The sequence below is a fragment of the Hydrogenobaculum acidophilum genome, assembly GCF_054656715.1.
The window spans coordinates 1-12,742 of the sequence record NZ_BAAHXP010000006.1 but is presented as its reverse complement, the minus strand read 5'-3'; the positions used below and the strand labels follow the sequence as shown (position 1 = coordinate 12,742).

Genomic DNA, 12,742 nt, shown 5'->3' with positions numbered 1-12,742 from the left:
TAAGATTTTAATATAATGTTTAGCAAGGAGGTAATTAATTGAAGAGACATGTATTAAGAGCTAAAATACATAGGGCTACTGTTACAGGAGCAAATTTAAACTATGAAGGGTCTATATCCATAGACGAAAGGCTTTTAGAAGCTGGAAATTTTGTATTGTTCGAAAAAGTGGATATATACAATGTAAACAACGGAAATAGATTCTCTACTTATGTAATACCTGGTAAGTCAGGTGAGATAGCTCTCAACGGTGCAGCAGCAAGACTTTGTATGCCGGGGGATATCATCATAATAACAGCTTATGCAGAAATAGAAGAAAAAGAACTTAACAGTTTCAAACCTTATCTTGTTTATGTTGATAGTCAAAACAACATATTGGAAGTAAAAAGAGACATGAGCCATGTCTTTGCCTACTGAAGAAAATGTTTGTTTTGACAAGGTACCTTCGGTTTCAGCCGAAGAAGCAAAAAGTCTTTTAGAAAAGGATAAAAATTACATGCTCTTGGACGTAAGAACAAAAATGGAATATGATAAATGGCGCATAGAGGGTGCTAAACTTTACCCTTTGGATACTCTTATGAGAACTTACAAAGAACTTGATAAATCAAAAAAATATTTGGTTATATGCTTAAGCGGTGGTAGAAGCGCTTGTGCTACATATGCTCTTAGACAGCTCGGTTTTGAGGCTTTTAATATAAAAGGTGGAATGTTAGAATGGCCCTACGAAACGGTGGGCAGCTTTGATGATTTATGAGACCTATTTTATTAGAAATAGAGGGATTTTTATCGTATAAAGAAAGGACTATAATAGATTTTTCAGAACTTTCTTTGTTCGCTATTACAGGCATGACTGGTGCTGGCAAAACTAGTATAATAGATGCTATAACATTTGCTCTGTATGGAAAATGCCCGAGATTTGAAAAAGGAGCCTCTAAAGAAGATTATATATCAAAAGGAAAAGATTTTCTTCGAGTATCTCTAACATTTTCTTTAAGAAACAAAATATATACCGTAGAACGCTCTTTAAGAGCCGGTAAGAATATATCGTTGTCTTTTAAAGAAAATGGTAAAGAGCTAAGAACAGAAGAAAAAAACAAAGTAAGAGAAGAGCTTCTTCAGAAAATTCTTGATATAGACTATGAAACCTTTACCAAGATAATAGTACTCCCACAAGGGGAATTTGCAAAGTTTATAAAACCAGAAAGGCCCCAAGAAAGAAGAGAAATTATCATCAAATTAAGCAATTTAGATAAAATAGACAAAATAAAAGAGTTGGCATCATCCAAAAAGAAAGATATACAAAACGAGATAAACGTAATAAACTCAAAAATAGAAAGTTTAAAAATAGGAAACGAAGATTTAGATGAATTGGAGAATACTCTAAAAGACTTTGAAAAACGACTAGAAGACGAAAAAAACGTTAAACATACGCTCCAAGATAGACTAACCAAAGCCGTAAAAAAAAGAGAGCTTATAAAAGAGTTAGAAAAAGCCAAAGAAGAATATGAAGTGTTAGAAGAAAAAAAAGACCAAATGAGCGCTCTAAAAGAACGCATAGATTTCATAAAACCAAAGCTTAGCCTAAAATCTGATATAGAAAGATATATAAAACTAAAAGATAATATAAACCATATATCCCAAGAACTTAATACAAAACATGAAAAACTTCAAGCGTTAGAACAAGAATATCAAAAGCTTTTGGAGGCTTTTAAAAGCATAAAACAAGAATACGAAAACACAAGAGAAAAAGAGCGTAGAATAGAGAAAGGTTATGAGATAGTTGGAAAGTTAGAAAACACTATATTGCTAGAAGATTATATAAATCAAAGAAAGCTAGAGATAGAAAAAATAAATCAAGAGCTATATTCATTATTTTCCGAACTATCCAATACGTCTGAAAAAATAAGTCAATACGAAAGCGCTTTGTCAAAAGCGGATTATCAAGATATAGAAAAAAAATTAGAAGAGCTTACAAAGACACTTAATCAATTAGAAATAAAAGAACAAGATATGATCAAAAAGTCAAAGGATAAAGAAAGACTTTTAAAAGAGATATCCACCCTAGAAGACAATATAAATAAATATAAAAAGAAACTTAAGATTATAGAAGACGATATAAACGCACACAAAAATGAGATGATTTTATATCACAGTAGCATGCTGAGAACACTTTTAAAAGAAAATGATATTTGCCCAGTATGTGGGGGTATTTATCAAGAAAAAGAGCATGTCATATCAGATAGTTTGGAGAATATAGAAAACTTAGAAGAGAAAAACAATATATTAAAAGAATTTGAAGACCTTAAACATCAAATAGCTTCATCAGAAAGTATTTTGGCATCTAAAAAAGAAGACCTTGCAAAATTAATTGAAGAAATAGAACCTTTAGAAAAACAGCTTTTGAATAAAAAAAGCATAGAAACCAGCATAAAAGAACTAAAATCTAAGAAAGAGGCCCTAGACAAAACAAAGGAACTTTTGCAAGAAGAAAAGCTCAAGAAAGATAAGCTGGAAAATCTAAAAGCGCTTCAAGAAAATAGGAAAAGTGACATTGAAAAAGAGATATCCGCAAAAGAGCAAGAGTTAAAATACAAAGAAGAAGAGCTGATATCTTATGGGGTTACAGAAGAACATTTAAAAAATAAGAAAAACACAGTGGTATCTTTCAAACAAACGATAGAAAAGCTTAAAAAAGACATACAAAAGGCAAAAGAAGATTACGAAAGATATCAAAAGCTTTTAAACAACAAAGAAAAAGAAAGACTAGTTATCCAAACCGATATATTATCTTTAGAAAAACAAACAGAAAATATCAACAAAGAACTCTCAGAACTAGACCAAAAGCTATCATCTTTGGAAGATAAAGAAAACATATTGGAAGAGCTAAAAAACCTAAATATATACGAAGAAACCTACAACGAATATACATCAAAATTAAACAATTTAAAAGGGCTAATTGAATCAAAGAAAAAAGAAATCGATCAGATAGACGAAAATAGCACACCAGAAGACCTAAAAGAAAACCTAAACGTTGTAGAGGAGTCTATAAGCAATTTAAACAAAGAAATAGGGTCTATAACTTCCAAAATAAACCAAATAAAAGAAAACGAAAAGAAAATAAAAGATTTACAAAAAACCTTAGAAGAGCTTGAGGGTAAACTAAATGTATACGAAAGGCTTGAGCACGATTTAAAAGGCGATGCACTTCAAGCTTACATATCCCAAAAAATCATAGAAGAACTAATAAAACACGCAAACATATACGCTTCAAAGATGGATTTTCCTTATACGTTTAAAGTAGAAGAAGCCCCCCGAGAAAAAGATAGTATAGTAGTAGAAGATGCTTTTGGAAATATAAGACCAGTTAAATCTTTAAGTGGTGGAGAAACTTTTATAACATCACTTTGCTTTGCATTAGCTTTGAGTGAGACGATAGGCTCTAGCTATCTGCAATCTCTTTTTATAGATGAGGGTTTCGGTACTCTTGATAAAGAAACTCTTGAAAAAGTGGGAGACGCTTTAGAACTTTTAAGTCAAAATATAAACAAAATGGTAGGTATAATTACTCATGTAGAAAGCTTAGCGGAAAAATTTACCAATAGAATTATAGTGACAAAAACAAAAGATGGTGGTTCAAAAATAGAAATAGTATGATACATCATCTTCCTTTGATAATAGGTATGCTTGTAGCTATCATAAGCCCTATTCTATCTTATTATATAAAGATACCGTTGGTTCTAGTAGAGTTTATCATAGGTATATTATTTGGGACAATTTTTGAGAAAGATATTATAAACGCCAATTCAGTGGCTTTCTTATCTTACATAGGATTTCTTATTTTGATGTTTTTAGCTGGCTTTGAAGTGGATTTTGACTTTATAGAAGAGCTTAAAATAAGAGAGATTGTATTTATTTTTTTATATGTTGTTATGCTAATTCCCTTCGCATTTTTAAGTTCCAGTTCTTTTGGATTAGGTACCCATTATATGATAGTAACACCGCTTATCTCTGTGGGACTTGGACTTCCTATACTAAAAGAGTCAAAGATAGCTAAGACAGAATTAGGCCAAAAGCTTTTAATACTAGGAAGTATAGGTGAGATAACCAGTATATTTTATATAAGTTTTGTAAACGCATTTTTAAAGTTTGGATTTATTGAGGCAGCCGTTAAAACCGGTATCACATATGTAATTCTGATATTAGCTATATTTTTTGCAAAAACCATCAAAACAAAAATAAAAAAATATAGAAACGTTGTGAAAAACATATCGCTAGAAAACACACATATATTTATTAGATTAGCGTTGTTTGTAACATTTATATCAGCTTCTTTGTTTGAATTAATAGGTATGGAACCAATACTTGGTTCTATGCTTAGCGGTATGGCGCTGGGATATGTAATAAGAAAAAAAGGAGTTATAAACAAAAGTTTTTATGATATGGCTTTCGGCTTTTTTGTACCACTATTTTTCGTATATACAGGTTTTAGCTTAAACATAGCCAGTGTTAGCAAAAATATTATAATAGGTGGTGTAATGATAGGGGTTATCCTGCTTGTAGCTAGATTCGGTATTTCTTTCATATTGCTTTTTGCTGGTTTTAAAATAACAGAGCTTCCTATAGCAAGCGTATTTACAAGTTTTCCTTTTACGCTATTAATAGCATCTATAAAAATATTATCCGATACGAAATATATAACACCAGAACAGGGCGTAGGTATACTTATAGATACTTTGTTTACTTCTTTGTTCTATCCGATAGTTTTTAAATTCATATCTAGATTATATGTAAAAGATGAATATGCTTGAAGGTCTCATTATAGGATTTACAATGGGAATAATATACTTCGGCACGTTAAGAATAAGAACAAAATTTATATTTGGTAAAAAATATCTCTACTATGTTGGATGGATAATTTCTTTAATAATATTTTCTTCAATATTCTTATACTTAAATAGACTTATAGTTTTTGATACGATGTATTTTCTTGTGGGTATATTTATAGCTCAGATATCTGTTGTAAGCTTTTATTTTATTAAAAGCCAAAAACAATAAATTTTATATGGACCAATAGTTTTTAACAAAAAGGGCTTCTAAAGCAAAATTTGCAAAGAAAAAAAGAGGCGCTATCACGCCATTCAACCAAGGATAATCTTCTAATAAATCAGCAAGCGCAATAAATATAGGCACACTTATATAAGATAACCTAGCAAAGGCACTAGTATTTATGAAAATCCCTCCAAGAGCCCACAAGTATTCAAGCAATATAAGAGCAGAGAATAAAGTGTAATGCATTGGTAGTCTATCAATAGCCAAAACTATTATAATTACATAAACTATCATTACTAACAGGTTAACAAAGTGGTCAAACTCGTATACCCCAAGTGGTGTCGATATAGGATGAGACGGTATATCGTGAGGTATAAGCATTAGTATATTTGATATTCGTTTTAAAAGAGTAGGTCTTCCCCACCAATCTTGAGCATGTATAAAAGCTATAGGGTCTTTAAATTTGTAAAAGCTATACAAAACAAAAGCAACAAGTCCCCAAATAGATAATATAGTATAAAAAACGGCTTTTATAAAATCTACTGTTTTCTTGTTTTTAATAATATCAAAAAATATCACCACAGATAAGAATACTGCCAATGGCCCAAACAAAGTACCAAGACCTGCCAAAAAACTAGCTAAAAGATATTGATTTTTTCTAAGAAAATAGAATACGCTTATAGCAAAAAAGTTTAGAGCAGATACAGGGTAAGCAGACATACCAAAAAAAGAAGAAGGATAAAAAGCAAACAAAAGAAGAACCATGTATATGGTAGTATCTTTCTTATTTAAATCCTTCAAAAGTAGATATAGAATATAAATAGATGCGCCCTGGAAAACAAGAGAAGGTAATATATACAAAAACGATATATCTTTACCAACAAGCGAGTGTATAAATTTCATTATAATGGGGTAACCTGGGAAAAAAGCTATTGTAGGAATGTGCACAGTTGAGTTTCTATATCCATAGACTGCTATATGAGTATACCAAACTGCATCCCAATGCATAAAATGATTAAAAAAAGAAGGTTCATATTTGAAATGTACAGGATAAGGCCTTCCATAGTGTGGTTTTAAAAGATTTACAGAAAACCACGCCACCATGAGGGTCCAAAAAAACCACGATATAAAAAATATAAAAATTTGCATCAGGATTTATTTTCTAAAGCTTGTTCTTCTTGACCTTCTTCTTTGTCTTCACAAGAACATTCTGTCTTGTCTTCTTCCCAATGAGTGCAATCTACATCTTCTTCAAACATCTATAACTTCCTTTCTTGAAGGAATATAAACATTTTTATCTCTAAGTTTCTCTTTTAGCACAAGCATCTTATCCTCTTCACCGTGTATAAGATATATATTTTGAGGATTGGCAGCATTTATCCACTCTATAAGCTCTTGTTGATCTGCATGAGAAGAAAAACCGTTTACTGTATAGATTTTTGCTTTTATGTTTATAGGCTCTCCCATAAGAAAAACTGGATTTTGCTTTTCCAGTATCCTTCTTCCAAGAGTCCCATGGGGTTGATATCCCACAAACACTATAGCGTTTTGTTCTTTGTAAGCATGGTGCCTTATATGATGTAGTATCCTACCACCAGTTAACATGCCACTACCAGCTATTATTATAGCACCTTCTTGTATATCATTTATTTGTTTAGATTCTTCTATGTCCCTTACCATAGTAAGATATGGCAAATTAAAAGGGTCTTCCCTTTGCATGATTTCATAGGTCTCTTTTCTAAAATACTCTTGGTTTCTTAAAAATACTTTTGTTACACCTATAGCCAATGGCGAATCTAAAAATATTTTACACTTAGGCAAAGAACCTTCTTCGTAAAACTCTCTTAAAACATACAAAATATCTTGAGTTCTTTCAAGGGCGTAACTTGGTATAAGGACATTGCCGTGTTTGATAGTATCTTTTATAATACTTTTAAGCTCTTCCTTAGACTCTTCAAAGCTTTTGTGAAGCCTATCCCCATATGTACTTTCTACATAAACTACATCAGCCTTTGACGGAAGCGAAAAATCCCTAACTATAGGCTTACCTTTATTTCCCAAATCCCCTGAAAATACTATTTTCCTATCTTTATATTCTATTTCATAAAAACACGAGCCCAAAATATGCCCTGCGTCTTTAGGAGTTACTTTTAAATCAAAGATTTGGTAGCTTTTATCATAAGAAAATATAGGCTCAAAGTGCTCCATAGCTTCAAATACATCATCTTCATCATACAACGGTTCCAAAGGCATATCTTTTAAAGTACCTCTTTGAAACCTTTTCATGTGAGATTTGTAGTTTTCTAGCATTACTTTAGCAGTATCTAAAAGCATCAATCTCGAAAGTTCATATGTAGGCCTTGTACAGTATATTTTACCACTAAAACCGTTTTTTACAAGCATTGGTATACGACCGCAATGGTCTATGTGAGCGTGTGTTAAAAGGACAGCATCTACTTCTTTTGGATCAAAGCCAAGATCTTCCGATTTCTCCTCGTCCACTCCTTGAAAAAGACCGCAATCCACAAGTATTTTCTTATCCTCTAACAAAAGCATGTGAGCGCTACCAGTAACCGTTTTGGCAGCACCGTAAGAGATGATTTTCATACACTCTCCTTGGGTTTCATCGTAAGTTCCACATAGATATCGTTTTTAAAATAATTATCCAAAAGCCTTAAAATATCGTTTTTGTCTACATTGTCTATATTGCTTTTAAAATATTTAAAATAGCTTATATCTTTTACTACCGCAGAAGAAAATCCCATCAAATCGGCTTCTGACTCAGGATTTTCCAGCACAAAGTCTTCTTGATTCAATATTTTTTCTTTGGCTTTTTGTATATCTTCATCTTTTAAGTGAGATATTTTTTCTAAAAGTTCAAAAACTTTGTTTTTGAATAAAGTTACCTTATCATAATCCGTTATGGCAAAAATTGTATAGTTGTTGTCTTGTTTATGAGCACCGTCCTGACAAGAGTAAGAATAAACTATACCATTTTCCTTTACCTCGTTATGCATAAGAGAAGTTCTACCACCAGAAAAAATTTGATCGAATACTACAAAAGGATAATACATTTTCTCACCTATATTTGGAGCATCCCACCCTATAGCGTAATAGGTTCTATCTATCATCGGATCCTCTATGAGTTCTTGACGAGGAAATTTCTTAGGCGGTTCTGGTACATATATAGACGGTCTTATATCGTTTTTAGGTTGTTGAGAAAATATATCGTATATGAAATTTATATCTTCATCAGAAAGATTACCAGAAACACTTACAGTCATGTTTAAAGGCTGATAGTAGGAGTTGTAAAAGCTTTCAAGCATTTCTTTTGTAAAGTTAGATATTGTATCTTCGTAACCTATTATTGGGTACATATAGTTTGAAACTTTATAAAAAAGCCTATCAAAACGTTCAAAAAACCTAGTAATAGGGCTATCTAAACCTCTTCTAAGTTCCTCTATTACAATAGGCTTTTCTTTCTCTATCATATCTTCTTCGAGCTTTGCTCTAAGAGTAAGGCTTTCAAGAATATCCACAGCTTGTTTTAAATAGTTAGAAGAAATGTTTATATAATAGTAGGTAAAATCTTTAGAAGTAGCAGCATTTATTTGGCCACCCAAACCCTCCACCAATACATCCAACTCTCCATATTCATATCTCTCTGAACCATTAAACAACATATGCTCTAAAAAATGAGCCATCCCTTTTTCTTTATAGTCTTCGTAGCTTGAACCTACACTAAACCAAACTTGTACAGAGACCGATTCTACATCTTTTCTTTTTTTTATAAAAACCTTAGAGCCATTTAAAAGCTTATGCTCTATTATATCAGCTATGTACTTCTTCATTCTCTTCTACTATATGTACTTCTATATCGTTATCCGCTAACCTATTAATAGCATAAAAAGTCTTCTTTATTAGCTCTCTCTTACCTCTTATAAAAGAGCTATCATCATCTTGCATCAATTTTTCTGTGTACTTAACAGCAGTATGAACAAGCTCATATTTGTTACTAACTTTTTTAAGAGCTTCATAAATATTAGGTCTCAAAGACATCACACTTACCTCCTTCTAAGATATTTATTATATCATCCTCTACATAATTCTTATGCTCTAAAAAATATTCTCTTCTAGCCTTATTGCAAGATATAATAGATTTAATCATATCAACTGTTTCATCCACATACCTATTTACCACTATAAAATCAAAGTATCTAGCACAAGCTATTTCTTTTTTAGCAGACTCAACCCTTTCCAAAGCATTCTTATCTTCAAAGTCCCTATTTTTAAATCTAACATAAAGCTCTTCTAAAGAAGGCGGCATTAAAAATATCAAAAGAGCATACGGAAAAATATTCTTTATGCTTTTGGCTCCTTGTATATCTATTACCAACAAAGCATCAAAGCCTTCTTCTAAAATAGCTTTTATGCCTCTAATAGGTGTGCCGTAATAATTTCCATATACATTGGCGTATTCAACAAACTCATTGTTTTTTATCATATGTTCAAACTCTTCTTTAGATACAAAATTATAATCTATACCTTCTTTTTCGTTTGGCCTTTTCGGTCTGGTGGTGGTAGTTACAACCCTTTTTACATTTTTCATCTCTTCTAAAAGCTTTAAAGCTATAGTGGTCTTTCCAGCTCCAGAAGGTGCAGATAATACTATTATATTACCCATGGAACATATCTTTTAATATTATATCAAATAAAACATTTGGAAATATACCGAAGAAAAATACGCTTATTAAAAACAAACTTACGCCTATGGTATCAAATAGGCTAAGAGACAAAGATTGATTTTCTTCGCCTACTGGGTCTTTGAAGAACATATACACTATAAGTTTTAAATAATACCCAGCCGCTATTATGCTACCAATTATAAAAAGTACCGCAAAAAACCAAGCATTTGAGTTTACAAGCCCTAAAAATATACCAAGTTTACCTACAAAGGTTGCAAAAGGTGGTATACCTATTAGAGCAAATAAAAATAGGGCTAAAGAACCGGCTAAAAAAGGGCTTTTTTTGTGAAGAGCTTTATAGTTGTTCATGTCGTGGGTCCAGTTTTCATTTTTTTCCAATATAGAAAGCACTAAGAAAGCACCAGCAGTGGCAAAAGCGTAAACTATTACATAAAACATAGTAGAACTAACAGACAATACATTGTATTTAGAAAAACCTATTAAAAAATAACCAGCATGTCCTATAGAAGAGTAAGCAAGCATCCTTTTGGCAGAATTTTGAGCATAAGCTACCAAATTTCCCCAAAACATGGATACAACACCTACTATACCCACTATATAGCTAAAGTTGTTTATTATAGGAAATACATAGCTTGCAAGCAAAAATATTACAGCATAAAAGCCTATCTTTGGTACCGTTGATATAAATGCAGTAGTAGAGGTTGGAGCACCTTCATATGCATCGGGAGTCCAAAAATGAAAAGGAGCTGCGGATACCTTCAAAGCAAAAGCTACAAATAAAAATAAAGAGGCTAAAGCAAAAGCTGTATTTTGATTTACAGATACGCTTATAATATCAAGGTGGGAGGTAGCACCTATATAAAAAGCGCTTCCAAGACCAAAAAAAGCAGTAGCCATACTACCAAGCACTAAGTATTTAAAGGAGGCTTCTTTCGATACATAATCATCTTTTAACATACCAACCGCTATATACATAGAGATAGAGGCTAGCTCTAAACCAGAAAGTATTACTACTAAATTCTTCGAAGAAATCATTATGGAAAGCCCAAGAGCTATTAGAAGAAAGGTATACACATTTTCTAAAAATGTTTTCTTGCTTTTAAAAAAGCTTACAGATGTAAATATTACAAAAGCACTCAATATATATATAACACCTTTTAAAAGCAAAGAAAATGCATTTATATCAAGCAACCATTTGGTAAAGGTATAACCTTCTAAAGAGTATTTTATTGCCAAAAATCCGCTTGTAAGACTTATCAAAAAGCCCAAAAATCCTATGAGGTCAAAGCTTGGAAGCACAAGCTCTATCAAGATAAGAGCGATTATCCCTACTATCACTATAATATCTGGATATAAGGCTTTCATCAAAAGCTCCCTATTATTATCTTTGATGTTTGAGATATTATATTAACAAAATTATAAGGCATTATACCCATTATAAAAGCTCCAAAGAGTATAAGGACAAAAGGTATTATGTGGTGTATTTCAAGGTCCATAGTGTGTTGAAGTTTTTGGATTTTAGATTCAGATAAAGAGGCCGATTCTAACATAACATTTTTATACATATATAAAAAGTAAGCTGCACCCAAGACCATACCAACACCAGCTATAATAGCCCATATTGGAAAATACTTAAAGGTTCCAAGCAGTATTAAAAACTCAGACACAAACCCAGAAAAGCCTGGAAGGCCAATAGACGCCAAGCCACTTATCATAAACAAAATGGCAAAGTTTGGAAGATATTTTGCTATACCACCCAAATCAGACATCTCATAAGAGTGGAATCTATCGTATATAAAACCAGCAGCGTAGAAAAGAGCAGCAGAGCTAAGACCATGAGCTATCATCATATAAGAGGCACCATTCAGAGCGCTCATAGACAAAGCAAAGGTCCCAAGCGTTACCATACCCATATGGCTTATAGAGGAGTAAGCAATGAGCTTTTTTATGTTTGTTTGAGATATAGCCATCATGGCAGCATATACAATAGCTATCACGCTAAGCACAAACATCACAGGGATAAATATTTTAGAAGCTTGTGGAAAAAGCGGCAAAGAATATCTAACAAAACCAAAAGTACCCATTTTTAGAAGTACCCCAGCCAAAACCACAGAGCCAGCCGTAGGAGCTTCCACGTGAGCATCTGGAAGCCATGTATGAACAGGCCACATAGGAACTTTTACGGCAAAACCTATTCCAAAGAGCACAAACAAAATAATTTGAAGCCACAAAGGATAGGCTATATGCTTATGAAAATCGTATTCAAAAGATATATGACCACTTATAAAATAACCATACACAATCATTGTAGCCAAGCCAAGCAACAAAAACAAGCTACCAAAAAATGTGTATATAAAAAATTTATTGGCAGCATATACTTTTCTATCGTGTCCCCAAAAACCTATTATAAAATACATAGGCACAAGCATACCTTCCCAAAATAGGTAAAACAAGAACAAATCAAGAGCAGAAAAAGTACCTAAACAAGTGGTCTCAAGTATCAAAAACAAAGCATAAAATAGATTTGGTTTTTCTTTTACTTTTATAGCCCAGATAAACACTGTAAAAAATATAAGTGCGGTGAGAGTAAACAAGGATACACCAAGACCATCTAAACCAACATCATAATTTATACCAAGAGATGATATCCAAGGAACTGTAGTTCTATAAAGAAAATGATGGGCATTGGGGTCAAAGTTAAACAAAAGTATTAGACTTATAATAAAAACAATACCTGATAAAGCAATAGATACCACTTTAGTAAGCCACTCGTTCCTAAAAAGCGAGACGATGAAAGCACCTACCAAAGGTAAAAATATAGCTATATTAAGAAGACTAGCCATTTAGGATACCCCCTTCAAAGATTACTAAGATTAAAAGCAAAAATACGCAAACTACACCGTAAAGCATATACAAAGCATAGTAGTTTAGCTTACCATTCTGCAGTTTACTAACTGGTTTACCATAACTAGCGGTAGCGTTTGCCAC

12 protein-coding genes are annotated in these 12,742 nt (G+C 32.3%); 5 read left to right on the top strand and 7 right to left on the bottom strand.

Annotated elements, in window-relative coordinates; all coding sequences use genetic code 11:
• Window positions 1-38: 38 nt before the first annotated feature.
• From panD to ACYQZV_RS04465, 5 genes are read left to right on the top strand one after another with little or no spacing between them, the layout of a single operon-like run.
• The gene (panD, locus tag ACYQZV_RS04485; RefSeq protein WP_459893643.1) at window positions 39-416 is read left to right on the top strand and encodes an aspartate 1-decarboxylase; all 378 of its coding nucleotides are present in this window, start codon (window positions 39-41) and stop codon (window positions 414-416) included.
• On the top strand, window positions 400-753 hold the full coding sequence (locus ACYQZV_RS04480) for a rhodanese-like domain-containing protein (protein ID WP_459893641.1): 354 nt from the start codon (window positions 400-402) through the stop codon (window positions 751-753). Before panD ends, ACYQZV_RS04480 begins: the two co-directional genes overlap by 17 nt.
• Window positions 750-3,653: an AAA family ATPase gene (locus ACYQZV_RS04475; protein ID WP_459893639.1), complete on the top strand. Its 2,904-nt coding sequence runs from the start codon at window positions 750-752 to the stop codon at window positions 3,651-3,653. The genes ACYQZV_RS04480 and ACYQZV_RS04475 overlap by 4 nt, the downstream gene beginning before the upstream one ends.
• Window positions 3,650-4,807 carry a cation:proton antiporter gene (locus tag ACYQZV_RS04470; protein WP_459893636.1) on the top strand — a complete coding sequence of 386 codons (1,158 nt, stop codon included), beginning with the start codon at window positions 3,650-3,652 and terminating at the stop codon, window positions 4,805-4,807. The genes ACYQZV_RS04475 and ACYQZV_RS04470 overlap by 4 nt, the downstream gene beginning before the upstream one ends.
• Complete coding sequence (locus ACYQZV_RS04465; protein ID WP_459893634.1) at window positions 4,794-5,054, top strand: permease; 261 nt, start codon at window positions 4,794-4,796, stop codon at window positions 5,052-5,054. Before ACYQZV_RS04470 ends, ACYQZV_RS04465 begins: the two co-directional genes overlap by 14 nt.
• A gap of 3 nt (window positions 5,055-5,057) precedes the next feature.
• Here the strand turns inward: ACYQZV_RS04465 and ACYQZV_RS04460 are convergent, their stop codons facing one another.
• The 7 genes from ACYQZV_RS04460 to ACYQZV_RS04430 form a co-directional block, all read right to left on the bottom strand.
• Complete coding sequence (locus ACYQZV_RS04460; protein ID WP_459893632.1) at window positions 5,058-6,197, bottom strand: hypothetical protein; 1,140 nt, start codon at window positions 6,195-6,197, stop codon at window positions 5,058-5,060.
• Window positions 6,198-6,299: 102 nt separating this feature from the next.
• Window positions 6,300-7,655, bottom strand: coding sequence for an MBL fold metallo-hydrolase RNA specificity domain-containing protein (locus ACYQZV_RS04455; RefSeq protein WP_459893630.1), 1,356 nt, complete (start codon window positions 7,653-7,655; stop codon window positions 6,300-6,302).
• Complete coding sequence (locus tag ACYQZV_RS04450; protein ID WP_459893628.1) at window positions 7,652-8,899, bottom strand: M16 family metallopeptidase; 1,248 nt, start codon at window positions 8,897-8,899, stop codon at window positions 7,652-7,654. Before ACYQZV_RS04450 ends, ACYQZV_RS04455 begins: the two co-directional genes overlap by 4 nt.
• Entirely contained in the window at window positions 8,880-9,107 is a 228-nt protein-coding gene (gene rpoZ, locus ACYQZV_RS04445; RefSeq protein WP_459893626.1) for a DNA-directed RNA polymerase subunit omega, read from the bottom strand. Before rpoZ ends, ACYQZV_RS04450 begins: the two co-directional genes overlap by 20 nt.
• Window positions 9,091-9,732: a guanylate kinase gene (gene gmk / locus ACYQZV_RS04440; RefSeq protein WP_459893623.1), complete on the bottom strand. Its 642-nt coding sequence runs from the start codon at window positions 9,730-9,732 to the stop codon at window positions 9,091-9,093. The genes rpoZ and gmk overlap by 17 nt, the downstream gene beginning before the upstream one ends.
• On the bottom strand, window positions 9,725-11,119 hold the full coding sequence (locus tag ACYQZV_RS04435) for an NADH-quinone oxidoreductase subunit N (protein WP_459893621.1): 1,395 nt from the start codon (window positions 11,117-11,119) through the stop codon (window positions 9,725-9,727). The genes gmk and ACYQZV_RS04435 overlap by 8 nt, the downstream gene beginning before the upstream one ends.
• On the bottom strand, window positions 11,119-12,597 hold the full coding sequence (locus tag ACYQZV_RS04430; protein ID WP_459893620.1) for a complex I subunit 4 family protein: 1,479 nt from the start codon (window positions 12,595-12,597) through the stop codon (window positions 11,119-11,121). Before ACYQZV_RS04430 ends, ACYQZV_RS04435 begins: the two co-directional genes overlap by 1 nt.
• Window positions 12,598-12,742 lie beyond the last annotated feature (145 nt).

Excerpts from the sequence above, each read along its gene's own strand:
- ACYQZV_RS04480 (WP_459893641.1), top strand. The coding sequence starts at position 400 with ATGTCTTTGCCTACTGAAGAAAATGTTTGTTTTGACAAGGTACCTTCG.
- ACYQZV_RS04475 (WP_459893639.1), top strand. The coding sequence starts at position 750 with ATGAGACCTATTTTATTAGAAATAGAGGGATTTTTATCGTATAAAGAA.
- ACYQZV_RS04470 (WP_459893636.1), top strand. The coding sequence starts at position 3,650 with ATGATACATCATCTTCCTTTGATAATAGGTATGCTTGTAGCTATCATA.
- ACYQZV_RS04465 (WP_459893634.1), top strand. The coding sequence starts at position 4,794 with ATGAATATGCTTGAAGGTCTCATTATAGGATTTACAATGGGAATAATA.
- ACYQZV_RS04460 (WP_459893632.1), bottom strand. The coding sequence starts at position 6,197 with ATGCAAATTTTTATATTTTTTATATCGTGGTTTTTTTGGACCCTCATG.
- ACYQZV_RS04455 (WP_459893630.1), bottom strand. The coding sequence starts at position 7,655 with ATGAAAATCATCTCTTACGGTGCTGCCAAAACGGTTACTGGTAGCGCT.
- ACYQZV_RS04450 (WP_459893628.1), bottom strand. The coding sequence starts at position 8,899 with ATGAAGAAGTACATAGCTGATATAATAGAGCATAAGCTTTTAAATGGC.
- rpoZ (WP_459893626.1), bottom strand. The coding sequence starts at position 9,107 with ATGTCTTTGAGACCTAATATTTATGAAGCTCTTAAAAAAGTTAGTAAC.
- gmk (WP_459893623.1), bottom strand. The coding sequence starts at position 9,732 with ATGGGTAATATAATAGTATTATCTGCACCTTCTGGAGCTGGAAAGACC.
- ACYQZV_RS04435 (WP_459893621.1), bottom strand. The coding sequence starts at position 11,119 with ATGAAAGCCTTATATCCAGATATTATAGTGATAGTAGGGATAATCGCT.
- ACYQZV_RS04430 (WP_459893620.1), bottom strand. The coding sequence starts at position 12,597 with ATGGCTAGTCTTCTTAATATAGCTATATTTTTACCTTTGGTAGGTGCT.